A 21,485-nucleotide genomic window follows, 5' to 3' on the forward strand; every position below is an offset into this window, starting at 1 on the left:
GTTCTCGGGAAGAGGTGGCTGGGTGTTCTACTGGGTGGTCAAGGCCATCTTGGGGCCGTTCCTCCACATCGTCTTCCGGCCATGGGCGGAAGGCACCGAGAACGTGCCCAGGCAGGGGTCGGTCATCCTGGCCGGTAACCACCTGTCGTTCGCCGACCACTTCTTCGGTCCGCTCCACCTCCGTCGCAAGGTCATCTCGCTCGGCAAGTCCGACTACTTCACCGGGCGCGGGATCAAAGGCTTCTTCACCCGCCTGTTCTTCAGCGGCGTCGGCACCGTGCCCATCGACCGTTCGGGCGGCAAGGCCAGCGAGGCGGCCCTGCGCACGGGCCTGCGCGTGCTGCGTGAGGGCAACATCCTGGGTATCTACCCCGAGGGCACCCGCTCACCCGACGGGCGGCTCTACAAGGGCAAGACCGGCGTCGCCCGGCTGGCCCTGGAGTCGCGGGCCCCGGTGATCCCGTGGGCCATGGTCGACACCTTCGAGATGATGCCGCCCGGCCATCCCCTTCCCAAGCTCGGTATCCGGCCCGGCGTCCGGTTCGGCAAGCCGCTCGACTTCTCCCGGTACTACGGCATGGAGGACGACCGGCTGGTGCTGCGGGCCGTGACCGACGAGATCATGTACGCGCTGATGGAGCTGTCGGGCCAGGAGTACGTCGACAAGTACGCGGCCAGCGCCAAGGTCGAGATGGAGCGCGCCGCCCGCGCCGCCGCGAAGGCCTGATCACCGCCGCAGGGCCTGCTCCGTCCGGCGCATGGCGGTGGTCATCGTCTCCAGCTCGTCGCGGGTGAGCCGGTCGATCAGGTAGGCCCGCACGACCTCGAGGTGGCCGGGGGCCACCCGTTCCAGGCAGCGCATCCCGTCGTCGGTGAGGACGGCCAGCACGCCGCGGTCGTCCGACGGGCAGGTGGCGCGTTCCACCAGGCCCGCCTTCTCCAGCTGGGTGATCTGGTACGTCAGCGCGCTCTTGGACACCACCACGCCCTTGGCCAGCTCCGTCATGCGCATCTGGCGGCCAGGGGCGTCGGCGAGCCGCACCAGGATCTCGTACTGCGGATGGGTCAGCCCCGCCGCGGCCTTGAGCTGCTCCTCGATGCGCCGTTCGAGGAGGTGGGAGGTGGACAGGAAGGCGCGCCAGGCCGCCATCTCCGTCGCGTCGAGCCACCGGGTCTGCGTCACCGCCCCAGTGTACTGATTGTTCAGATTTGAACATTCCGGTTAGAGTGACGGTTCAAATCTGAACCACTTGAAGGAGTTCACATGCTCGACCAGGCCCGATCCGTCGCTCTCCTCCTCGCCCGGGTGGCCGTCGGCGTTGTCTTCCTCGTGCACGGTTACCAGAAGTTCGCGACGACGGGGATCGCGGGCGTCACCAAGATGTTCGAGTCGATGGGCATTCCGCTGGCGGGCGTCGCGGCCCCCGTGGTCGCGGTCGTGGAGGTGGCCGGCGGGCTGGCGCTGATCCTCGGCGCCGCCCTGCCGATCGCCGGCGTCCTGCTGGCTCTGGACATGCTGGGCGCCATCCTGTTCGTGCACGGCGCGAACGGGTTCGGCGCCGACAAGGGCGGCTACGAGTTCGTCCTGACGCTCGCGGCGGCGTCGCTGGCCGTCGGCTTCACCGGGGGCGGCGCGCTGGCGCTCGACAACCTGTGGAGCCGCCGCCGCCCGGCCGTGTCCGTCGCCTAGAATCTGTCGCCTAGCGCGACTCCAGGCGTTCGAAGACCTCGCGCACCCGGCCGCGGAGCCAGGCGTGCGCGGGGTCGTCGTCGTTGCGGGGGTGCCACGCCATCGACAGCGTCATCTCCGGCAGCTCGAACGGGATGGGGAACGTCACCAGCCCCAGCGCCTCGACCAGCGGCCGGGTCAGCCGCTCCGGCGTCATCCCGACCAGGTCCGACTCCCTGACCGCCAGCAGCGACGCGCCGAACGTCGGCACTGATCCGGAGACCCTGCGGCTCAGCCCCATCCCGGCGAGCACCTCGTCGACCGGCCCCGACGTGCGGCCCCTGCGGGAGGCGATGACGTGCTCGGCCGCCGCCAGCCGCGCCGCCGTGACCGGGGCGCCCAGGAGCGGGTGGCCGGGGCGCACCACGCCGATCGCGCGGTCCGTCAGCAGCGGCTCCACCCGCGTCTCCGGAGCGGGATCGGCGATCACCGTCACCTCCAGGTCGGCCGTCCCCTCGCGCAGTGCCCGCTCGTCGCCGTGCCCCTCCGGCAGGAAGTGCAACGTCACCCCCGGCGGCGCCTCCTTCAGCAGCGCCAGGCTCACGGCGGTGACCACCGCGTCGCTGGCCAGGATGACGAACCCGCGCAACACCGCGCCCGGCAGGTCGAGGTCGGCGTGGTGGCCCAGCTGCGCCAGGTCCAGCTCGCCCGGCGGCGCGAACACCTGCCTGGCCGCCGCGAGCTGCTCACGGCGGCGTCGGTGGCGCTGATCGCCGGCATCATCGAGGGCCCTGAGTCAGGCTGGGGGAGCACGCCCGTGCTCTCCCACGAGATCATGGCGTCGCTGCCGCGCGAGCGCGCCGGGCTCGGCTCCGGGCTCAACAGCGCCACCCGGGAGCTCGGCAGCGCCGTCGGAGTGGCCGTGATGGGCACCGTGACGGCCACACACGGGATGGGCGCCGGCTACCGCGCCGTGGCCGCGGTCGTGCTGGCAGGGGCGCTGCTCGTCGCGCGGTGGCTCAGGACAGATGCGCGTGCACCTGCCTGATGTGCTCGGGAGTGGTACGGCAGCAGCCGCCGATCATGGACGCGCCCGCCTCCTGCCACTCCTTGGCCGCTTGGCCGTACTCCACCGGGTCGGCCAGGCCGAGCCAGCGGCGGTTCACCGCGTCCCAGCTCTCGCCCGAGTTCGGGTAGACGACGACCGGCAGGCCGCCCGCCAGCCGCGCGATCAGGCCGGGGATGTGCCGCGGCGCGGTGCAGTTGACGCCGACCGCCACCACCTGCGGGTTGCCCGTGAACAGGGCCGCCGCCTGGACGATCGGGGTGCCGTCGTTCAGCCGCTCGGCGTCGCGGCAGGAGAAGCTCACCCACGCCTTCACCGACGGGGTCTCGGCGATCAGGCGGGCCAGCGCCCGCGCCTCCGCATACGACGGGATGGTCTCGCAGGCCAGCAGGTCGGCCCCGGCCGAGCCGAGGATCTCCCAGCGGGGGCGGTGCCAGTCGAGCAGGGCGTCTTCGTCGAGGTCGTAGTCGCCGGTGTACTCGGCGCCGTTCGCCAGGAACGCGCCGTACGGGCCGACGGAGGCGGCCACCAGGCCGCCGCCCGCCTCGTCGCGGGCCTGCGCCGCCAGCTCGACCGAGAGCCTGATCAGCCGCTCGGCGCCGGCCACGTCCAGCCCTCTGGTCACGAACCCCTGGAGCGTGGCCTGGTAGCTGGCGGTGGTGGCCACGGTCGCCCCGGCGGCGAAGTAGTCGGCGTGGACGCGCCGGATCAGGGCCGGGTCTTCCAGCAGCAGCCGGGCGGACCACAACTCGTCGCTCAGGTCGGCGCCGAGCGTCTCGAGATGGGTGGACAGGCCGCCGTCCATGACGATTGTGCTCACCCATCCAGCTTATGGGCCCGCCGTGCCCCGCCGGACCCGCCGCCCGCGTGTGTCCGGGGTGAATTACCGGATTACCTTTCCCGTATGGCACGGAACGGCATTATCGGCGCGGGTCGAATATCGGTCGCGTAAAGCGCTGAGCGGCTCAGACAGCTCTCTCTTTGCCCTGTGTGACCGGGCGGTCGCGGGCGATGGGATGCGATCACGCCGTGGCGATACGCGGTGTTCATCATGGGTGCCTGAGAGTGAAAATAGGCGGCCAATACGTGAGTGGCCATGACGGAAACGCGCCGTGAAATCCGGACAGATGGCTATTCGCATTTTCTGGCCGACGCCGTTCACCCGGCTCCCGCCGCCGAGATCAGGCGGCAGGAGCCGGAACGTGGCGCAGGGTCAGGTGCGCTTCCAGAACGGGCGGCGGGCCTCCGGGGCGCCGGGCGCGCTCGCGGTTCCCGTCAGTGCGGTGAGGACCTCGATGGCGTGCAGCCGCAGCGCCTCCGCGTCCGCGCCCGGCTGGTCGGCCGCCTCCAGCTCGCGGGCCAGGGCGGAGAGCTCCGCGTGGCCGCCCAGGAAGGACGACAGCGCCGACAGGCGGGAGCCGAGGTCGGCCAGGTAGAGCGGGTCGGGAGCGCGCAGCGCACGGAGCCGGTCGAGCTCCGCCACCAGCTGGGACCTGACCGCTTCCAGGCCGCGCCGAGGCGGCCGGGAGGCGGCGGGCGTGGCGAACAGCGGGCCGCGAGGACCGATCGATCCGCCCGCGGAGCCACCCTCGGGGCCGCCCGCCAGCGGGCCGCTCGCGGCCGGGCCGGCGAGGCCCGCGTCCATGGCGGCGCCGAAGCCGGGTGACCTGGAGCGGAACGCGGCCATGGGCGCCGCCTGCGCCATGAAGCCCGGCGCCATCGGCGGGTTCGCGGGCAGCTCCCAGCCGCTCGGCGGCTCCACCGGCTGGATGACGCGGTGCTCGGGCTCGCCCTCGGCGACCTGCCTGGTGTCCACCGCGACGTACGCGGTGAAGCGGCACAGCACGCCGAACTCCAGCGAGGTCCGCACGATCTGGGACTCCAGCTCGTGCTCGCCCATGGCGTACCGGTCCTCCAGCTCGCGCAGGTGGGCGCGGGCCCAGACGGCGCGGATCGCCGGACTGTCTACGACCGTGCCGGTGACCTGCTGCTCCCACGGCGTTCCCGCCGAGGCCAGGCCGCGGACCGTCACCGCCGAACCGTCGCGGTAACGGCCGTGGACCCGCAGCGGGACGCCCGGGAACAGCGACCCCAGGTGGGTGACCGTGCCGGGCTCGACGTCCAGCCCCTTCAGCGACAGGTCCGTGACCAGCGGGGCGCCGATGCGGCGGTGGATCTGCTCCATGGCCGCGTCCAGCCGGTCCTCGGACTCGACCAGCTCGCAGCGGCCCGCGCCCAGCCCCGCCAGCCTGCCGAGGAAGCCGGCGTTCACCGCCCGGTCGATGCCGACGGCGTGGACGCGCATCGCCGACAGCGCGCCCCCCGCCTGCTCCAGGATCTGGTCCTCGTTGCCCACCTGCCCGTCGGTGACCAGCACCAGGACGCGATCCCTGGACGAGTCGCCGAGCAGCCCGACGGCCTGGCGGAGCGGCTCCAGGAGCTCGGTGCCGCCACGGGCGTCCACCCTGGCCAGGTGCTCGACCGCCTGGTAGCGGTTGCGGTCGGTGGCCTCCCGCAGGCCGTCGTCGAAGGGCTGCTCCACCACCGAGTCGAAGGTCAGCACCGCGAAACGGTCGTGCTCGGTCAGCGTGTCGACGATCCGCGCGGCCGCCCGGCGGGCGGCGACCATCTTCCAGCCGCCCATGCTGCCCGACCGGTCCAGCAGCAGTACCAGGTCGCGCGGCGTGCGCCGCGACTCCAGCGCCGGCGGCACCACCGTCAGCGCGAACGTGCCGCGCCCGTCGAGCTGGAGCGACGTGGACGCGTCGAACGACATCCGCAGGATGAAGTCACGGTCCAGCCGCTCACCGGGACGCAGCCGTACGGTGTTCCCCTCCTCCTCCACCACGTGCAGGCTGGAGGCCAGCTCGCGCAGGTCGAGCCCGGCGGGGTCCACCGTCGCCGACAGCGAGAGCCGCACCGGGTCGGGGAAGCCGGGCAGCAGCACCGGGGGAGTGACGCGCGAGGCGTCGGGCACCGCGTCGGTGTCGGGCGCGACGCCGCCACCGGCCGGAGGCCCGTCGATCGGGCTGCCGGGGATGTACCGCGGCGCGACGACCAGCGGGAACCGGAACGTCGCGGCTCCGTCCTCGTACGGGAGCGGCTGGCTCAACGTCAGCCGTACCGAGACGCGCTCGCCGGGCAGCAGGTTGCCCACCCGGATCGTGAACACGTCCGGGCGGTCCTCCTCGGCGATCGCGGCGCGCCTGCCCTCACGCAGGGCCTGGTCGTAGTCGGCCCTGGCCTGGCCGCGCTCCTTGAGCACGCCGTCGATCACCCGGTCGTCGGCCTCCATCCGGAAGGCCGTCACGGCCGCCCTGTCGGGCAGTGGGAAGACGTAGGTGGCCTCCAGCGTGACGTCGAACGGGTTGCGGAAGCCCTGCGTCACCTCGACCCCGGCGATCAGCCCGGAGATGTCGGCCTTGACGTCGACGCTCTCCAGTGGCAGGTTGCCGCGCTCGGTCCGCAGCGCCCCGAACCCCGAGTCGGGCACCGGCAGGCACCGGGCCGGCTCGAGCGAAGTGATCTTCATACCAGCTTCCTCTCTACGAGCACCGCGACCAGCGGCGCCGCCGCGGCGAGCACCGCCTGGACGTCGTCATCGGATGGGGAGCGCCCGGCGCCGTCAACGACGATCCGTACCCCGTCGCCGAGCCGGACGCCCCAGACCGCACCGGCTCCGCCGCCCGCCTCGGGCGCCCGGTCCACCAGGGCGCGCGGCTCCCGGCCGTCCGTGCCGCCGGTGAGGGCCCCCGTCTGCGGCCCCGCCTGCGCCAGGGGGACGTCTTCATGGGGGACCGTCAGCGCTCCGGCGCGGCGTGCAGGCCGCTCGGCCCAGAACCGTTCGCGGGGGGCCTCGCCGGGAGCGGACGGGACGGTGGGCGGTGCGGCGCTCCCGGTGCGGGCAGGGGCCAGGTGGGCGGCGTCTTCGAGCATTGCGTCCGTCGCGCCGGTGAGGGCGGCCTGGATGTCGGCGATCGAGTGCCCCGCCGCCTGCAGGCGCTTGACGGCCACCAGCTGCAACAGGTGGCGCCTGCCGTACTGGGCGACCCTGCCCCGCCTGGCCAGTGGCGGGTCGACGAGGCCGATCGTGGTGTACCACCTGATCAGGCGCTCTCCCGGCACCTCACGGACCCGGCCGTTGACCGGCTGCGCGTGCGCGCGCAGCGCCTCGGCGGCGCGTCGCGCCAGCTCGCCGATGGTCCAGGTCTTGCTCATACCTTCACAATGACACTGTCATTATTGCAGTGTCAACCGGAAGAATCCGGGCAGAGAGGGGCGTTGTCCCAAGGGGACAGTGAGGTCAGAACGACGGGGAGGTACGACATCATGGCTACGATCACCGGCCCGCTTTCCGGCGACGCCAAGAAGACCGTCACGGAGGCTCTGCAGGGCGCCCTGGTGGATCTCATAGACCTCTCACTCGCGAGCAAGCAGGCGCACTGGAACCTGATCGGCGCGCACTTCCGCCCGATCCACCTGCAGCTCGACGAGGTGGTCGCGCTGGCGCGCGAGCACGCCGACACGGTCGCCGAGCGGGCCGTCGCGCTGGGCATCAACCCCGACGGCCGGTCCAGCACCGTCGCCAAGTCGACCAGGCTTCCGCAGCCCGAGTACGGCTGGATCGAGGACGGCAAGGTCGTCGCGCGCATGACCGACACCCTCGACGGCATCGGCAAGCGGATGCGCGAACGCGTGCGGGCGACCGAAGAGCCCGACCCTGTCACCCAGGACATCCTCATCGCCGTCTCGCAGGACGTCGACAAGCAGCGCTGGATGTTCCAGGCCCAGCTCTGAACCGCCCGGAAGCCTGCCACGTCCTGGGCGGCTCGTCGGCGTAAGCAGGACGTAAGAGGTGATCGCCTCTTGGCGATCTAGCGTGCGTGGGTATGACCGACCGCGCGCAGCTCGTCGTGCTCGCCAAGCGCCCAGTCCCCGGCAGGGTGAAGACCCGGCTGACCCCGCCCTACACGCCGTCCGAGGCGGCCGAGCTGGCAGCCGCGGCCCTCGACGACACCCTGCGCGCCGTCGCGGCGACCCCGGCCGCCGACCGGGTGCTCGCCCTCGACGACGTCCGGCAGGGCCCATGGGACGGGCGCGCGCGGGGGTTCGGGGTGGTTCCGCAGCGGGGGGACGGGCTGGACGAGCGGCTGGCGTGGGCGTTCGAGGACGTCCACCGGCGGCGGCCCGTCCCTGTGGTGCTCGTCGGGATGGACACGCCGCAACTCACCCCCGCTCTGCTCCAGCGGGCGGCCGTCGCGCTGCGCGGGTACGACGCCGTGTTCGGGCCCGCCACCGACGGCGGCTTCTGGCTGCTCGGGCTGCGGCGGCCCGATCCCGCACTGCTCCTGGGCGTCCCCATGTCCAGCCCCGGCACCGGACGCGCCCAGCTGGGGCGGCTGCGCGAGGCCGGCCTGGACGTGGCCGTCCTGCCGTCCCTGACCGACGTGGACGACGCCGCCGACGCCCGCCTGGTCGCCGGGCTGGCACCCGGCACCCGCTTCGCCGCCACGCTGGCCCGGCTCGGCGCGGGAGCGGCCGGGTGATCGGCCCGCTCTACGCGCGCTCGCTCGACGGGGCCGCGATCGAGGTCGAGTACGCCGACGGACGCCGCCACCCCCTGGACGCCACCCGCTGGCTGGAGCCGATCGACGGCGACGAGGCGATGCTGGCGCGGTGCACGCGGCCCACGCTCGACGTCGGCTCAGGCCCCGGGCGGCTCACGGTCGCACTCACCCGGCGGGGCGTGGCCGCGCTGGGCATCGACATCACCCCGCACGCCGTGCGGCTGACCCGCCGCGCGGGCGGCCTGGCCCTGTGCCGGGACGTCTTCGACCGGGTGCCCGGCAGCGGCCGCTGGTCCACGGTGCTGCTGGCCGACGGCAACATCGGGATCGGCGGCGACCCCGCCGCCCTGCTGCGGCGGATGCGTGAACTGGTCAGGACGGGAGGCGAGGTGGTCGCGGAGGTCGCCCCGCCCGACACGCCCAGCGCCGTCGACCGCGTCCGGCTGCGCCACGGCGCCGCGACCGGCGCCTGGTTCCCCTGGGCGACGGTCTCCCTCACGGACCTTCCCGCGCTGGGGAGCTCGACCGGTTTCATGATCACCCACCGCGAGGAGTCGGCGGGCCGCTGGTTCGCCGCCCTCCGCTGAACGCGGTCACGTCCGAGCGCGATCACATCGCCGCCCCCGCGCCGCCCCTGGAAACGCCCTGGATACGCGGCTCGACACCGCCGGACGGCGTCGGCGGGCCGGTCGCCTCGATGGGCGCCGCTGGTCGGTGTGCGGTGGTTGGGAGGGGCTGGTGGCCGCGGGTTTGCGCAGAGTTTGATCTCTCGAGTCCCTGCCATTCATGTCGGTGCGGTCGACTAGCGTGGCCACTAGAGGGAGGCCCACGATGTCCCACAAGACTCTTCTCCGCACGGGCCCGCTCTGGGAGGGCGCGGAGAGCCCGTACGGCCCGATCCAGCCGCCGGGCGCCGACGGTCTGGCCCTGCCCGGAGGCTTCACCGGCAGGGTGGTGGCGCGCTCCGGTCGCAAGGTGGCCGGGCTCACCTGGCACGCCGCCCCCGACGGTGGCGCCTGTTTCCCCGACGGCCCCGGCTGGATCTACGTGTCCAACTCGGAGCTGCCGCTGCTCGGCGGAGCGGCCGCGCTGCGCTTCCGGGCCGACGGCTCGGTGGGCGACGCCTACCGCATCCTGTCGGGCACCGATCTGAACTGCGCGGGAGGCGCCACCCCGTGGCACAGCTGGCTGTCGTGCGAGCTGGGGCATCGGGGCCGCGTCTTCGAGTGCGACCCGTACGGCGTCCGCGCCGCCCGCCCCCGCCTGGCGATGGGGCGGTTCAAGCACGAGGCCGCGGCCTGCGACCCCGACCGCGAGGTCGTCTACCTCACCGAGGGCGAGCCCGACGGCTGCTTCTACCGCTTCAGGCCCAGCGACTGGGGCGACCTCACCGAGGGGACCCTCGAGGTGCTGTGCGTCTCCGGCGCCTGGCGGCCGGTGCCGTCGCCGGCGGCGCTGCTCAAGGCGTCCCGGCACCAGGTCGAGGACGCCCGCCACTTCGACGGCGGCGACGCCTGCCACTACGCCGGCGGGGTCTGCTACTTCACCACCAAGGGCGACGGCGTCCTGTGGGCCTACGACGCGGAGGCGTCCACGCTCGACCGCGTGTACGACGGCGTCCGGGCGATCACCGCCGCCCCTTCGGGCGACCTGTACGTGGCCCGCGAGACGACGGAGATCCACGTCATCTCCCCCGACCGGTCGGTGACGCCGTTCTGCGTGCTCGACGGGCACGCGGGCGCCGAGCTCACCGGCCTGGCGTTCTCGCCCGACGGCGGTCGGCTGTACTTCTCCGCCAAGCGCGGGCGCAGCGACGGCGACACCTTCGAGGTCGCGGGCCCGTTCCGCCCCTAGCGCGTCGGGGCGTGCGGGTCAGCTCAGGTAGCGCAGCAGCATGACCTTCAGCTCCGCCACCAGGTCGGCGGCCTGGTCCGGCTGGGCGGTGGAGACGAGCGGCATGACGGCCTTGACCGCCGCCACCGACATGGTCGCCAGCAGGAGGGCCCGGTCCGGGGTCAGTGCGGGGGTGCGGCGGCGGAGCATCCCGGCCATCTGCCCTGCGATGGCGTCGTGCAGGCGTCCGGCCGCCGCGCTCAGCCTGTCGCTCGTCGCCGAGCCGTACAGCAGGGCCCAGTAGGCGGGCGCCCGCGTCTTGAACGCCACGCTCTCGTCCACCAGCCGCCCGATCAGCGTCTCCAGCGGCACCTCGGGCGTGACGGACGCCAGCCGCGCGGCCCAGAACTCCTGCCGGTCGTCGGTGTAGCGGGTCACCAGCCCGTCGAGGATCTCCTCCTTGTTGCGGAAGAACTGGTACAGCGACCCGGGTGAGAGCCCGGCGCGGGCGGCCACCTGGTTGGTCGTCATCTCCGGGTAGCCGATCTCGGCGATCACCAGCTCGGCCGCGTCGAGGATCTCGGCCATCCGTTTCAGGCCACGCGCCTGCCGCCGTACCACGCGCTCAGTCATGAGGCACCTCGTTGACAAATACGAGCATTTACTTGTATTTCTGGATCGAAGGTGGAAACACGAGTAGTTTACCGAGTTTTGTCGGGGAGAGCCTATGGAGACCGTGGTGACGCGCAGGCCGCCGTCGCGTGAGCAGGCCGGGCCGCCGTTGCGCAGGCTGGGCCGCGTCCTGGTGCGGCGGCGCAGGTGGGTCCTCACGCTGGCGCTGCTGGCGCTGGTCGTCGCCGGGGCGCTGGCCGCCGGAGCGGTGCCGAGGCTGTCGCTGGCCAGGTTCGAGGCCCCGGGCTCGGAGTCCGACCGGGCGCAGGCCGAGCTGGCCGCGCGCTTCCACACCGGCAGCCCGGACATGATCTTCCTGGTGACCGCGAAGGCCGGGACGGTCGACGACCCGCGGGTCGCGGCGGCGGGCGCGGAGCTGACCGCGCGGGTCGCCCGGCAGGAGGGGGTGGCGGAGGCCGCGTCCTACTGGACCCGCGGCAGGCCCGCCACGCTACGCAGCGAGGACGGCAGGCACGCGCTGATCGTGGTCCGCATCCCCGGGGACGCCGACCACGTGCGGGCCCGGATCCTGCCCCGGCTCGTGCCCGAGATCACCAAGGGCGACGAGCTGCTCCAGGTGCGGGCCGGGGGAGGGGAGGAGGTGTTCAGGGAGACCGTGCCGCTGGCCAGGCAGGACTTCGTCCGGGCCGAGCTGGTGATCTTCCCGCTGGCGTTCGTGCTGCTCTGGCTCTACCTGCGCCGGGCGGTGGCCGCGCTGGTGCCGATCCTGGCCGGGGTGTTCGCCATGGTGGTGGGGCTGGCGCTGCTCCGAGGCGTCCTGATGTTCGCCGATATTTCGACGTTCGCCCTGAATTTGACGCTGGCCATGGGGCTGGGGCTGGGCATCGACTACTGCCTGTTCGTGCTCGCCCGGTTCCGCGAGGAGACGCGCCTGGGACACGACAGGGCGGCGGCGGTGGCCGGAGCCGTCGAGCACGCCGGGCGGACGGTGCTCTTCAGCGGCCTCACCGTGGCCGCCTCCCTGGCCGTGCTGTTCGCGCTGCCCTTCGACTTCCTGCGCTCGTTCGCGTACGCGGGCATCGCGGTGGTGATCGGCGGGCTGGTGGCGGCGGTGCTCGTGCTGCCCGCCGTGCTGGCCTCCATCGGCGGCACGACGCTGCCGAAGCGGGAGCGGCCCGAGCGGGAGGGCGGCTTCTGGCACGGGCTGGCCGCCCGCGTGATGCGCAGGCCGCTGGTGTTCGGCGGGGTCGCGGCGGTGGTCCTGCTCCTGCTCGCCTCGCCCTTCCTCAGCCTGCGGTTCGGGACGGCCGACGACCGGATCCTGCCGCCGGAGGCGTCCTCCCGGCAGACCCAGGAGGTCATCCGCCAGAGCTTCCCCGCCGAGGAGACCGACGCGATCCAGGTCGTCTCCGAAGGGGCCGCGGGCGACGTGAGCGGCTACGCGGCCGAGCTGTCGCGCCTGCCGGGCGTCACCCAGGTCGACTCCGCCGCCGGCTCGTACGCGCGGGGCGTCCGGATCGGCGACGGCGACCCCGCCAGGTTCACCGGCGCCGGGGGAACGTGGCTGTCGGTCGTGCCGTCGGCCGAGCTGCTGGCCGGCGACCCCGTCCAGCTCGTGGAGGCCGTCCGCCAGGTCGGGGCGCCGTTCGAGACGCTGGTCGGCGGGTACCCGGCCGAGCTGGCCGACTACCGCGCCTCGGTGGTGGACCGGCTGCCCCTGCTGCTCGGCCTGATGCCGGCCGTGACGTTCGCCGTGCTGCTGCTCATGACGCGCAGCCTGGTCGTGCCGCTCAAGGCGACCGTGCTGAACCTGCTCAGCCTGGGCGTCATGTTCGGCGCCATCGTCTGGGTCTTCCAGCAGGGGCACCTGTCGGGCCTGCTCGGCTTCACCCCCACCGGGACGCTCGACCCGAGCATCCCCATCCTCATGCTCTGCGTCGCGTACGGCCTGTCGATGGACTACGAGGTGTTCCTGCTGTCGCGCGTCAAGGAGGAGTACGACCGCACCGGCGACACCGAGGAAGCCGTCGCGACGGGGCTGCAGCGGTCGGCGCCGCTGATCACCGCCGCGGGCGGCATCCTGGCGCTCTCCTTCGCCGCCTACGCCACCGCGCGGGTGACGTTCGTGCAGATGCTCGGCGTCGGCATGGCCGTGGCGGTGCTGGTGGACGCGACCGTGATCAGGGCCGTGCTCGTGCCCAGCCTGATGCGCCTGGCCGGGCCGCTGAACTGGTGGCCTAGACGGCGCGGGCCCAGACCTCGTCGGTGATCTCGACCCCGTTCTCCACGCCCCTCTGCTCCGACTCCATCACGAACCCGGCCGCCTTGTAGATGCGCCGCGCGCTCACCAGACAGCTGCGCGTCCACAGCTCGATCCGCTTGTAGCCGCCGGCCCTGGCGTGGCGCACGCACTCCTCGACCAGCCGGCGGCCGATGCCGAGCCCCCTGGCGGACGGCTCGACCAGCAGGATGCGCAGCTTGGCGGTGGTCTCGTCCTGGTGCTGCAGGAACACGCAGCCGGCGCGCTCGCCGCCGACCTCGGCGACCCACCCCGCGTCGCGTGCCAGGTCGAGCTCGCCGACGAGCCGCGCGACGAGCTGCTCGAACTCGATGCCCCAGCCCTGCTCGCGGCTGTAGAGCTCGGCGTGCCGGAAGACGACCCAGCCGAGGTCGCCGACGCGCGGCGGCCGGATGACGTACGGCTCGCGCCGGTCGGCCTCGCCGAGCACGCTCCTGATCGTCGTCATGCTGCTGACCAGCCGCTGCTGGGCCTCGTCCGCGAGCCCGTCGAGGAGCCGTCCGACCTCCTCGGCGGAGCTGGCGTCGAGCCCGGTGTAGGCGACCATGCCCGCCTCGCTCAGCCGCACCACCTGCTTGCGGGCGTCGGCCGCCGAGCGCTCCCTGGAGACCAGGCCGTCGGCCTCGAAGCGGCTCAGGATCCGGCTCAGGTAGCCGGCGTCGAGGTCGAGCAGGACGCGCAGGTCGCCGGTCTCCATCGGCCCCGCCTGCGCCAGCTCGAACAGCACCCGCGCCTCGGTCAGCGAGTAGGGGGAGTCGTGCAGGCCGGCCTGAAGGACCCCGATGAACTTGGTATAGAACCGGTTGAAGGCCTTGACCTCGGAGACCCTTGCCTCTGTCAACGAATTCATTGCCACAGTCAAGCATGAGAGGATGCCTCCTGTGAAGCACCCCCTCTACATCGGCGGATACGGCCCCGGCATCCTCACCGCCGGCGGCGAGCTGACCCGCGTCGCGTCCCCCTCGTTCCTGACCGCCCACCCCTCCCTGCCCGTGCTCTACGCGGCCGGCGAACTGGCCCGCGGCTGGCTGACCGCGTTCACCACGCAAGGCGGGCTCGCGCCGCTGGACGAGCGCTCCAGCGAGGGCGACAGCCCCTGCCACGTGGCGGTCGACCCGTCGGGCACCCTGCTGGCGGCCGCCAACTACGGCGACGGCACCGTCAGCCTGCACCGCCTCGACTCGCGCGGCGCGTTCACCGGCGAGCCGATCGTGCTGCGCCACGAGGGCTCGGGGCCGGTCGCCGACCGCCAGGAAGGCCCGCACGCCCACCAGGCCGTCTTCCACGACGGCCTGCTGCACGTCTCCGACCTGGGCACCGACGAGATCCGCCGCTACACCCTCGACGGCGAGCCGCTGCCGCCGCTGAAGCTGCCGCCCGGCACGGGCCCGCGCCACTTCGCCTTCTCCGGCTCCCGGCTGTATGTCGCGGGCGAGCTCGACGGCACCGTCACCGCCATCGACGGCGACGAGCTCGTGAGCGCCCCCGCCTCACGGGCCGGGGGCGTGAACCACCCCTCGCACCTGGAGCTCGCCGGCGACCTCGTGTACGTGGCCAACCGCGGCCCCAACACCGTGTCCGTGCTGCGCGCCGACGACCTCCAGCCGGTCGCGGAGGTGCCGTCGGGCGGCGACTGGCCCCGCCACTTCGCCATCGACGGCGACCGCATGTACGTGGCCAACCAGGAGTCCGACGCCGTCGCCGTGTTCGCGCTCGACGACGGGGTGCCCCGGCCCACCGGCGAGGTGATCGAGGTGGAACGCCCGGCCTGCGTGCTGGTCGGGTAATCAGTCGGTTAAGCCGGGGGCGCGGGGCGTCCGAGTCGGTGACGATGGCGGCTGTGCGCAAGACCCTCGCCGTCGTGGCCCTGCTGTTCACCGCGTGCAGCACCGCCCTGGCGCTGCTGCTGTCCGCCTGCTCCGGCCCGGCGGCGCCCCCAGTGAATCTGCCCGCCAAGCCGTCCGCCGCGCCTTCAGCGGCCCCGCCCCAGGCCGTCCCGTCGGAGCCGGGCGCGCGGCAGGAGGCGTGGCGGATCACCAAGGAGGGCGGCGAGCACGAGATCGAGGGGTTCGCCGACCAGGTCAGCGTGCTGCCGGGGCAGCGGTTCCGGCTGCGCGTCTCCACCACCGCGCCGCGCTTCACCGTCCATGTCTTCCGGATGGGGGTGAATCCCACCGAGGTGTGGGAGTCCGGGAAGATTCCAGGGGTGCGGCAGGAGCCGCCGAAGACGGTCCAGGGCATGGTGACGGCCGCCCACTGGAAGCCGTCGCTCACGGTCGAGACCACCGGCTGGCGGGAGGGCGCGTACCTGGTGCGGCTCGACGCGTCCACTGGAGGGCAGCGGTACGTCCCGATCACCGTGCGCTCGGCGTCCACGCAGGGGCGGGTGGTGCTCGTCAACGCGGTCACCACCTGGCAGGCCTACAACTCGTGGGGAGGTCGGAGCCTCTACACCGGGCCCGGCGGGTTCGACGACCGCTCGCGGAAGGTCACCTTCGACCGTCCGTACGACACCTCGGGCGCGCGGCTCTTCCTCGACTTCGAGAAGGACGCCATCGAGGTGGCCGAGCGTAGCGGGGTGCCCCTCGCCTACCTGACGAGCCTCGACCTGCGGCCGGGAGCCCTGGACGGCGCCCGCGCGGTGGTGTCGCTCGGGCACGACGAGTACTGGTCGCCCGCCATGCGCGCCGCCGTCACCCGGGCCCGCGACCAGGGGGTGAACCTGGCCTTCCTCGGCGCCAACGCCGTCTACTGGCGGATCGGCCTCTACGGCCGGATGGTCGCGTGCGACAAGGAGACCCAGTGCCCGCTGTGGCGGGACTCGAACCCGGAGAGCTCGCTGGTCGGGCAGATGTACGACTGCTTCCCGGCCGAGGCCGCCTACCTGGTGCGCCGGCCCGGGCACTGGATCTTCCGCGGGACGCACGGCAGGCGCTTCCCCGGCCTCGCGGGAGTGGAGACCGACAGGGTGGCGAAGGGGTCTCCCGAGCACGTCAGCGTGCTGGCCAGCTCGCCGGTCAACTGCGGCGGGCGGGCGACCGTCACCGACACCACCTACTACACCGCGCCCAGCGGGGCGGGGGTGTTCGCCTCCGGCACGATGCGCTGGGTGTGCGGAATGCGCGGAAAGCGGTGCGGCCACGGCGTGACCGACGCGGCCGCCGCCTTCACCCGCCGCGCCACGAGGAACATCCTGACGCGGTTCGCCAAGGGGCCGGTCCGGCCGCCTCAGCGGGTCAGTCCTTGCCCTCGCGAGCCTGAAGGATCGCGTGGAGCATGCTCTTGATCTCGCGTTCCGCGGGCTCCTTGGTGACGCCCAGCCCCGCCAGGGCGTCCGCGACCGGGCTGTCGTCCAGTGAGAGCACGGCGAGCAGCAGGTGCTCGGTGCCGACGAAGTTGTGCCCGAGCCGCAGCGCCTCGCGCAGCGTCAGCTCCAGCACCTTCCGGCTCTGCGCGGCGAACGGCAGGAGGTTGGGCACCGACTCGCTCGGCGGGCCGAGCGTGGCGGTGACGGCGGTCCTGACCGACTCGAGCGGCGCGCCGAGCGTCACCATGGTCTTGGCGGCCAGCGCCTCGGGCTCGTGCAGCAGCCCGAGCACGAGGTGGCCGACGCCGATGTGGTCGTGCCCGGAGCCGCGGGCCTCCTCCTGCGACTGCACCACCACATTGCGGGCCCGCTGGGTGTAGCGGGTGTAGGTGCTCAGGTCGTCGGCGAGCGAGCCGCCCTCCTTGGGGACGAACCGCTTCTGGGCCGCCTGCTTGGTCACGCCCATGCTGCGTCCGATGTCGGTCCAGGAGGCGCCCGCGTGCCTGGCCCGGTCGACGAAGTGGCCGATCAGGTGGTCGGCCACCTCGCCCAGGTGCTCGCCCAGGGTCACCGCGTCGGACAGCTCGCCCAGCGGGTCGCCGTCGTGGCGGCTCCTGATCGCGTTGATGAGGTCGTCGAGGCGTACGTGTGATTCCATGCGTCAACCATAGGTTGACGAATCGGGATCGTCAACCTTGCGTTGACGATTTGAGACTGCCAGGGATAGTTGTCACATCCCAGCGATGCCTAGCTGACGGCCTGGTTCGCCCGGTTTGCACCAGTCTGGGCTGATGTGGGCGTCATCGGAGTTGGCGTTTCTCATCAATGTCTGCCGAGGCCGAGGCGATCATGACCATGCCCGTCGCACGCACATGCCGAGTTCAGGGTGCTTGCGGGAGCGTGGACGCGATTTCGGTCGTGCCGATGAGTTTTGTGCGGATCCGTGGTCGATACGGCTGGACACACCGACTGCGGTGGGCCTGTGCTGGGAACGTTCAGCGCGGGAGGAAGCACATGGAGGCAGTGATGAACGTCGACGACTCCAAGCAGGAGCACATCATCCGGACTGGCGAGCAGGGGACGCGGGTGAGCGGTCCCAGGGTGTTGGTGGCGGGGGCGAGCATCGCGGGACCCGCGCTGGCCCACTGGCTGCGCCGGCGGGGGGCCGAGGTGACCGTGGTGGAGCGGGCTCCCGAGCTGCGTCCCGGCGGGCAGGCGGTGGACGCGCGCGGGGTCGCCAAGGAGGTCATCGGGCGCATGGGGCTGGACGCGGCGGTGCGCGCGGCGTGCACCGACACCGCCGGCGCGCACACCGTGGACGCGGACGGGCAAGTGCTGGAGACCTTCCGTGCCGACGACGACGGTGGCGACGGGTTCATCGCGGATATCGAGATCCTGCGCGGGGACCTGTCCCAGGTGCTCTACGACGACACCCGGGACGGTGTCGAGTACGTCTTCGGTGACCGGATCGCCGAGCTCAGCCAGGACGCGGACGGGGTTGACGTGGTCTTCGCTGGCGGCGACCGGCGGCGCTTTGACCTGGTGATCGGGGCCGACGGGCTGCACTCGCAGTTGCGAGCGATGGTCTTCGGGCCGCGCGAGCACTTCATCCGCCATCTCGGGCTCGTGCTGGCCTTCTACAGCGTGCCCAACGAGTTCGGAGTGGACCGCTGGATGATCGACTATCAGGAGGCCGGACGGTCCGCCGGCCTGCGGCCCATCCCGGACGCCACCCGGGCGATGGCCATGTTCTCCTTCCCCGCGGCCGACTTCGACGTCGATTACCGCGACGTCGCGGCGCAGAAGCGCCTGCTGTGCGAGCGGATGGACGGTTTCGGCTGGTTGACCCAGCGCATCCTCGCGCACGTGGACGACACCCCGGACTTCTATCTGGACCAGGTCGCTCAGGTGGTGATGGACCGCTGGTCGAGCGGACGGGTGGGACTGCTCGGGGACGCGGCGTTCAGCGCGTCGCCGATGTCCGGGGCGGGCACCGGGCTGGCTCTGGTCGGCGCCTACCTGCTGGCCGGAGAGCTGGCCGCCGCCGGGTGGGACCCGGAGGCCGGGTTCGCCGGCTACGAGGCTCGGATGCGCTCGTTCGTGGAGGCCAACCAGGAGATCGGCCGGTTGCACGTACACAGCCTCGAGGTCCCGGGGCCGGACGCCGAGCCGAGCCCCGATTTCGCCAGCGACTGGTTCACCGAACTGGTCGAGCGTGCGATCAACGGCGTCGAGCTGCCCGACTACGCAGGGGTGCCGGACTCCGGGGCGTCGGCCGGACTACCGATGATCTCGTCGGCCAAGCCGTAGGTTTCACATAACGTGTCGAGAGGGACCACGCTTCGGTAGGACACCGCCGGACGATTTCCGCTCATGCCGCGTAGTGCGCGTTGGAGCGCCCGTTCGGCGGCCACGCCACGTTCCGATGAGGCGGTGTTGACTCGGAAACTGACAAGATCGATGAGATTCCACCGCGCGGGGTCTCAGCGCTTCTGTCACTTGCCTGGTCAGCGCTCACCGGAACTGACAAGACCATTGGGACATCGACCCTGTGACGTCCAAGCCCATTGATCCCCAGCTGGATTGCTCGCCCGTCTTGTCGCAAGGCAGTTGTCGGTGCGCAGCTCGCCGACATGGCTCCCTGACACGATGGATGAGAACGGACAGTGGCTCAGGGACGGCCGGCCCGGGAGCCTGCCGGGCGTGGCTCACCCGAGATAAGCCCCAATCGGCTACGGCGGGCGCCAGGAGGTGCTCGACGCGATCCGCGCACTGCTATACGAGCAGGCAGACGGCGGCGGCACGCTCGCCGGGCTCGCCGGGTCCCTGACCACCGACGACATCGCCCGGCACCTGTACACAGCCGGGCAGCCCGACCCCGACCTCGTCATCCGCACCAGCGGTGAGCAGCGCGTGTCCACCTTCCTGCGCTGGCAGACCGTGCACTCCGAGCTGTACTTCTGCGACGCCTACTGGCCCGCGTTCCGCGAGATCGACTTCCTGCGGGCGCCTCGCAGCTACGCCGCCAGGCAAAGCCGGCGCGGAGCCTGACGCCGCAGTCCCTGCTCCAGCGCCCTCCGGAACTCTCCCCGCCCGAGCCGGCTAGCGTTCGTGACCGCACCAAGGCGGCCGGCTACCTGCACATTCTGGCCGCGCTGACGCGGCCTGGGTGCACCTGGTGCCTCGCACCAGATGGCCGGGATTGCCGGCACCAGCGGTTGCGCCCAAATGAGGGTTGTCGCCAGTTCCACGAAGCGGTCTACTCGCTGGGCGGCCGGTGCCCCGTGTGATGACCCAGCGGGTGCGGCGGGACGGGCGTGGTCCAGGAGCGCACCTGCTCGGCAAGGGCGGCGACATTCTCCGGGGGCGTGGTCTTGATGATGCCGTGTCCCAGGTTGAACACGAACGGCCCCCCGCTCAGGGCACGCAGGATGCGGTCTGTCTCGGCGTTGAGTGCCGGGCCGCCGGCGGCCAGGAGCTGGGGGTCGAGGTTGCCCTGCACGCAGCGGCCGAGGCCGCGCTGTAGATTTTGCGCGGCCCAGTCAAGGGGGACCGTGACGTCCAGGCTGATGCAGTCCGCGCCGGTCGCCTCGGCGAAGCCGTCGTAGGCGAGCCCGGCGCCCCGGGGGAAGGCGATGACGGGAACGCCCGGATACTTGTCCTTCAGCGCTGCGATGATGGCGGCGACTGGCTTGACGCACCAGCGTTCGAAGAGGGCGTCGGGGAGGATCCCGGCCCAGGTGTCGAACAACTGGACCGCTTCCGCGCCCGCCTCGATCTGGCGGCCCAGGAACTGGATGACAGCAGTCGTGAGCACGTCGATCAGGGGCTGGAACCCCTCCGGGTCGCTCAGGGCCCACTGCTTGACGACGGCGTGCTCTGACGAGCCGCCGCCGCGTCCTTCGACCATGTAGGTGGCGATGGTCCACGGCGCGCCGGCATACCCGATCAGTGTCACCTCGGGAGGCAGGGCACGGGTGAGCTGCCTGACCGTCTCGTAGACCGGGGCCAGTTCCTCATGGAGACGGGAAACGCCCAGGAAGTCGGCTATGTCCGCTGCCGAGCGGACGGGAGGCGTCAGTACCGGCCCGTCGCCGGCGCGGTAGTCCAAGGTCTGGCCGAGCGCGGCGGCAACCTGCGGAAGGTCCGCGAAGACAATGGCGGCATCGAGCGGGAAACGGCGGATCGGCTGCAGGGTGACCTCGACAGCGTGCTCGGGCGAGTTGCAGAGCCCGACCATGCCGCCGGCGGTCTCGCGGACCTGGTGGTACTCGGGCAGGTAGCGTCCGGCCTGCCGCATCAGCCAGATCGGCGGCCGCTCGGTACGCTCTCCCGCGAGCGCGCGCAGGAGCAGCTTCCTGGGCCGGGCGCTGCCAGACGTCGGCTTCGGACTGACTTCTTCCTGTGTGCCGAGATCCACGTAGATGGCGGTTCCCAGGTGTGGTTGGCGGCTGGGTAGGACGTGCGGGGGCCCGGCATTCGTGGGAGCCATGGGGGCAGTGGAAGACGAACAGTCCCTTGAAGCCGGTGGCCGAGTCTCCGCCGAGGTGATCGCCGTTGATCTCCGAGAGCGGTAGGTCCGGCTCTCGCGGTCGGCGGCCGAGGATCCACAGCTCTGGGCCTAACTGAGGGTGCTGCGTCCGGGGCAGCGGCTGTCCGGCCTTGTGGCCGCTATCGAACGTCTGAGATCGACTTGCAGCGACGTCGGCTCGCCCCTCGCGCCGCCAAGCCACCGAGAAGACCTGTCGTTGTCCAGTTCACGGAGGATGCGCTTCGTGCTTTCCATGGTCGGCTTCACGAGCGCGATCGCGATAGTGGGGCTCGGATCGGCGCGGGCGGCGGCCAGAGCGTCCTCCACCCGAAGGAGTTCACCGCGCTCGTGCCAGGCCAGCGCCGCTGGTCCCGAGGCGTAGCGGTCGGTGAGTGACCGTCTCCGGCGTGAAGAACGGCAGCGCGGCCACCTCGTGCCCGGCGAACTCCGCCACCACCGCAGCCGGCAACCCCGGAATAGGGCCACTCCAGCTCCTCGCCCCAGTCCTCACGCAGCGGCAAGGGCAGCATCATGTCCCGCAGCAGCGTCGCAACGTCGATCGAGGAATCCGAGACCAGCG

General features: G+C 72.1%; 20 protein-coding genes and 1 pseudogene. 12 read left to right on the forward strand and 9 right to left on the reverse strand.

Annotation, left to right across the window (positions count from 1 at the left end):
• Positions 1 to 22 precede the first annotated feature (22 nt).
• Entirely contained in the window at positions 23 to 727 is a 705-nt protein-coding gene (locus ABT294_RS16410) for a lysophospholipid acyltransferase family protein (protein WP_350806478.1), read from the forward strand.
• Here the strand turns inward: ABT294_RS16410 and ABT294_RS16415 are convergent, their stop codons facing one another.
• On the reverse strand, positions 728 to 1,183 hold the full coding sequence (locus ABT294_RS16415; RefSeq protein WP_350806480.1) for a MarR family winged helix-turn-helix transcriptional regulator: 456 nt from the start codon (positions 1,181 to 1,183) through the stop codon (positions 728 to 730).
• 81 nt (positions 1,184 to 1,264) lie between these two features.
• Between ABT294_RS16415 and ABT294_RS16420 the strand changes: the two genes are divergently transcribed.
• A complete protein-coding gene (locus tag ABT294_RS16420) occupies positions 1,265 to 1,690 on the forward strand; it encodes a DoxX family protein (protein WP_350806482.1) in 426 nt (141 codons plus the stop codon).
• Between the two features lie 10 nt (positions 1,691 to 1,700).
• Here the strand turns inward: ABT294_RS16420 and ABT294_RS16425 are convergent, their stop codons facing one another.
• Positions 1,701 to 2,393 (reverse strand): LysR substrate-binding domain-containing protein, encoded by a 693-nt coding sequence (locus ABT294_RS16425; protein ID WP_350806483.1) that lies wholly within the window; start codon positions 2,391 to 2,393, stop codon positions 1,701 to 1,703.
• Here ABT294_RS16425 and ABT294_RS16430 point away from each other — a divergent pair.
• On the forward strand, positions 2,349 to 2,717 hold the full coding sequence (locus tag ABT294_RS16430; protein ID WP_350806484.1) for a hypothetical protein: 369 nt from the start codon (positions 2,349 to 2,351) through the stop codon (positions 2,715 to 2,717). The two genes, ABT294_RS16425 and ABT294_RS16430, sit on opposite strands and share 45 nt — an antisense overlap.
• Here ABT294_RS16430 and mmuM read toward each other — a convergent pair.
• From mmuM to ABT294_RS16445, 3 genes are all read right to left on the reverse strand, one after another.
• The gene (mmuM, locus tag ABT294_RS16435; RefSeq protein ID WP_502912058.1) at positions 2,689 to 3,540 is read right to left on the reverse strand and encodes a homocysteine S-methyltransferase; all 852 of its coding nucleotides are present in this window, start codon (positions 3,538 to 3,540) and stop codon (positions 2,689 to 2,691) included. The two genes, ABT294_RS16430 and mmuM, sit on opposite strands and share 29 nt — an antisense overlap.
• 408 nt (positions 3,541 to 3,948) lie before the next feature.
• Positions 3,949 to 6,267, reverse strand: coding sequence for a VIT domain-containing protein (locus ABT294_RS16440; protein WP_350806487.1), 2,319 nt, complete (start codon positions 6,265 to 6,267; stop codon positions 3,949 to 3,951).
• Positions 6,264 to 6,953 carry a helix-turn-helix domain-containing protein gene (locus tag ABT294_RS16445; RefSeq protein ID WP_350806488.1) on the reverse strand — a complete coding sequence of 230 codons (690 nt, stop codon included), beginning with the start codon at positions 6,951 to 6,953 and terminating at the stop codon, positions 6,264 to 6,266. The genes ABT294_RS16440 and ABT294_RS16445 overlap by 4 nt, the downstream gene beginning before the upstream one ends.
• A 111-nt stretch (positions 6,954 to 7,064) precedes the next feature.
• Here ABT294_RS16445 and ABT294_RS16450 point away from each other — a divergent pair, with 111 nt between their 5' ends.
• The 4 genes from ABT294_RS16450 to ABT294_RS16465 all read left to right on the forward strand — a co-directional run bounded on the left by ABT294_RS16450 (position 7,065) and on the right by ABT294_RS16465 (position 10,156).
• On the forward strand, positions 7,065 to 7,532 hold the full coding sequence (locus ABT294_RS16450; protein WP_350806489.1) for a Dps family protein: 468 nt from the start codon (positions 7,065 to 7,067) through the stop codon (positions 7,530 to 7,532).
• Between the two features lie 92 nt (positions 7,533 to 7,624).
• On the forward strand, positions 7,625 to 8,281 hold the full coding sequence (locus ABT294_RS16455) for a TIGR04282 family arsenosugar biosynthesis glycosyltransferase (RefSeq protein WP_350806490.1): 657 nt from the start codon (positions 7,625 to 7,627) through the stop codon (positions 8,279 to 8,281).
• Entirely contained in the window at positions 8,278 to 8,889 is a 612-nt protein-coding gene (locus ABT294_RS16460; RefSeq protein ID WP_350806492.1) for a class I SAM-dependent methyltransferase, read from the forward strand. Before ABT294_RS16455 ends, ABT294_RS16460 begins: the two co-directional genes overlap by 4 nt.
• Before the next feature lie 244 nt (positions 8,890 to 9,133).
• The gene (locus ABT294_RS16465; protein WP_350806493.1) at positions 9,134 to 10,156 is read left to right on the forward strand and encodes an alkaline phosphatase PhoX; all 1,023 of its coding nucleotides are present in this window, start codon (positions 9,134 to 9,136) and stop codon (positions 10,154 to 10,156) included.
• A gap of 18 nt (positions 10,157 to 10,174) precedes the next feature.
• Here ABT294_RS16465 and ABT294_RS16470 read toward each other — a convergent pair whose 3' ends face one another.
• A complete protein-coding gene (locus ABT294_RS16470; protein WP_350806495.1) occupies positions 10,175 to 10,768 on the reverse strand; it encodes a TetR/AcrR family transcriptional regulator in 594 nt (197 codons plus the stop codon).
• 94 nt (positions 10,769 to 10,862) lie between these two features.
• On the opposite strand from ABT294_RS16470, the gene ABT294_RS16475 reads away from it, so the two are divergent.
• Positions 10,863 to 13,037 (forward strand): MMPL family transporter, encoded by a 2,175-nt coding sequence (locus tag ABT294_RS16475; protein WP_350806497.1) that lies wholly within the window; start codon positions 10,863 to 10,865, stop codon positions 13,035 to 13,037.
• Here the strand turns inward: ABT294_RS16475 and ABT294_RS16480 are convergent.
• The gene (locus ABT294_RS16480) at positions 13,006 to 13,917 is read right to left on the reverse strand and encodes a bifunctional helix-turn-helix transcriptional regulator/GNAT family N-acetyltransferase (RefSeq protein ID WP_350806498.1); all 912 of its coding nucleotides are present in this window, start codon (positions 13,915 to 13,917) and stop codon (positions 13,006 to 13,008) included. The genes ABT294_RS16475 and ABT294_RS16480 overlap by 32 nt on opposite strands.
• A 31-nt stretch (positions 13,918 to 13,948) precedes the next feature.
• Between ABT294_RS16480 and ABT294_RS16485 the strand changes: the two genes are divergently transcribed.
• The gene (locus ABT294_RS16485; RefSeq protein WP_350806500.1) at positions 13,949 to 14,854 is read left to right on the forward strand and encodes a lactonase family protein; all 906 of its coding nucleotides are present in this window, start codon (positions 13,949 to 13,951) and stop codon (positions 14,852 to 14,854) included.
• Between the two features lie 53 nt (positions 14,855 to 14,907).
• Complete coding sequence (locus ABT294_RS16490; RefSeq protein ID WP_350806502.1) at positions 14,908 to 16,353, forward strand: N,N-dimethylformamidase beta subunit family domain-containing protein; 1,446 nt, start codon at positions 14,908 to 14,910, stop codon at positions 16,351 to 16,353.
• On the opposite strand, the gene ABT294_RS16495 is transcribed toward ABT294_RS16490, so the two are convergent.
• The gene (locus ABT294_RS16495) at positions 16,304 to 17,032 is read right to left on the reverse strand and encodes a Clp protease N-terminal domain-containing protein (protein WP_350806503.1); all 729 of its coding nucleotides are present in this window, start codon (positions 17,030 to 17,032) and stop codon (positions 16,304 to 16,306) included. The genes ABT294_RS16490 and ABT294_RS16495 overlap by 50 nt on opposite strands.
• Before the next feature lie 368 nt (positions 17,033 to 17,400).
• Between ABT294_RS16495 and ABT294_RS16500 the strand changes: the two genes are divergently transcribed.
• Both ABT294_RS16500 and ABT294_RS16505 read left to right on the forward strand, forming a co-directional pair.
• On the forward strand, positions 17,401 to 18,684 hold the full coding sequence (locus ABT294_RS16500) for an FAD-dependent monooxygenase (RefSeq protein WP_350806506.1): 1,284 nt from the start codon (positions 17,401 to 17,403) through the stop codon (positions 18,682 to 18,684).
• 417 nt (positions 18,685 to 19,101) lie between these two features.
• Positions 19,102 to 19,425 (forward strand): annotated as a pseudogene (locus tag ABT294_RS16505) (undecaprenyl diphosphate synthase family protein); the annotation flags it as partial.
• A gap of 208 nt (positions 19,426 to 19,633) precedes the next feature.
• Here the strand turns inward: ABT294_RS16505 and hemE are convergent.
• On the reverse strand, positions 19,634 to 20,866 hold the full coding sequence (gene hemE / locus ABT294_RS16510) for a uroporphyrinogen decarboxylase (RefSeq protein WP_350806507.1): 1,233 nt from the start codon (positions 20,864 to 20,866) through the stop codon (positions 19,634 to 19,636).
• Between the last annotated feature and the right edge of the window lie 619 nt (positions 20,867 to 21,485).

The sequence above is a fragment of the Nonomuraea sp. NPDC000554 genome (genome assembly GCF_040300065.1).
GTDB lineage: Bacteria > Actinomycetota > Actinomycetes > Streptosporangiales > Streptosporangiaceae > Nonomuraea.

Excerpts from the sequence above, each read along its gene's own strand:
- ABT294_RS16420 (WP_350806482.1), top strand. The coding sequence starts at position 1,265 with ATGCTCGACCAGGCCCGATCCGTCGCTCTCCTCCTCGCCCGGGTGGCC.
- ABT294_RS16455 (WP_350806490.1), top strand. The coding sequence starts at position 7,625 with ATGACCGACCGCGCGCAGCTCGTCGTGCTCGCCAAGCGCCCAGTCCCC.
- mmuM (WP_502912058.1), bottom strand. The coding sequence starts at position 3,540 with ATGGACGGCGGCCTGTCCACCCATCTCGAGACGCTCGGCGCCGACCTG.
- ABT294_RS16445 (WP_350806488.1), bottom strand. The coding sequence starts at position 6,953 with ATGAGCAAGACCTGGACCATCGGCGAGCTGGCGCGACGCGCCGCCGAG.
- ABT294_RS16440 (WP_350806487.1), bottom strand. The coding sequence starts at position 6,267 with ATGAAGATCACTTCGCTCGAGCCGGCCCGGTGCCTGCCGGTGCCCGAC.
- ABT294_RS16475 (WP_350806497.1), top strand. The coding sequence starts at position 10,863 with ATGGAGACCGTGGTGACGCGCAGGCCGCCGTCGCGTGAGCAGGCCGGG.
- hemE (WP_350806507.1), bottom strand. The coding sequence starts at position 20,866 with ATGGCTCCCACGAATGCCGGGCCCCCGCACGTCCTACCCAGCCGCCAA.
- ABT294_RS16450 (WP_350806489.1), top strand. The coding sequence starts at position 7,065 with ATGGCTACGATCACCGGCCCGCTTTCCGGCGACGCCAAGAAGACCGTC.
- ABT294_RS16480 (WP_350806498.1), bottom strand. The coding sequence starts at position 13,917 with ATGAATTCGTTGACAGAGGCAAGGGTCTCCGAGGTCAAGGCCTTCAAC.
- ABT294_RS16465 (WP_350806493.1), top strand. The coding sequence starts at position 9,134 with ATGTCCCACAAGACTCTTCTCCGCACGGGCCCGCTCTGGGAGGGCGCG.
- ABT294_RS16470 (WP_350806495.1), bottom strand. The coding sequence starts at position 10,768 with ATGACTGAGCGCGTGGTACGGCGGCAGGCGCGTGGCCTGAAACGGATG.
- ABT294_RS16500 (WP_350806506.1), top strand. The coding sequence starts at position 17,401 with ATGAACGTCGACGACTCCAAGCAGGAGCACATCATCCGGACTGGCGAG.
- ABT294_RS16495 (WP_350806503.1), bottom strand. The coding sequence starts at position 17,032 with ATGGAATCACACGTACGCCTCGACGACCTCATCAACGCGATCAGGAGC.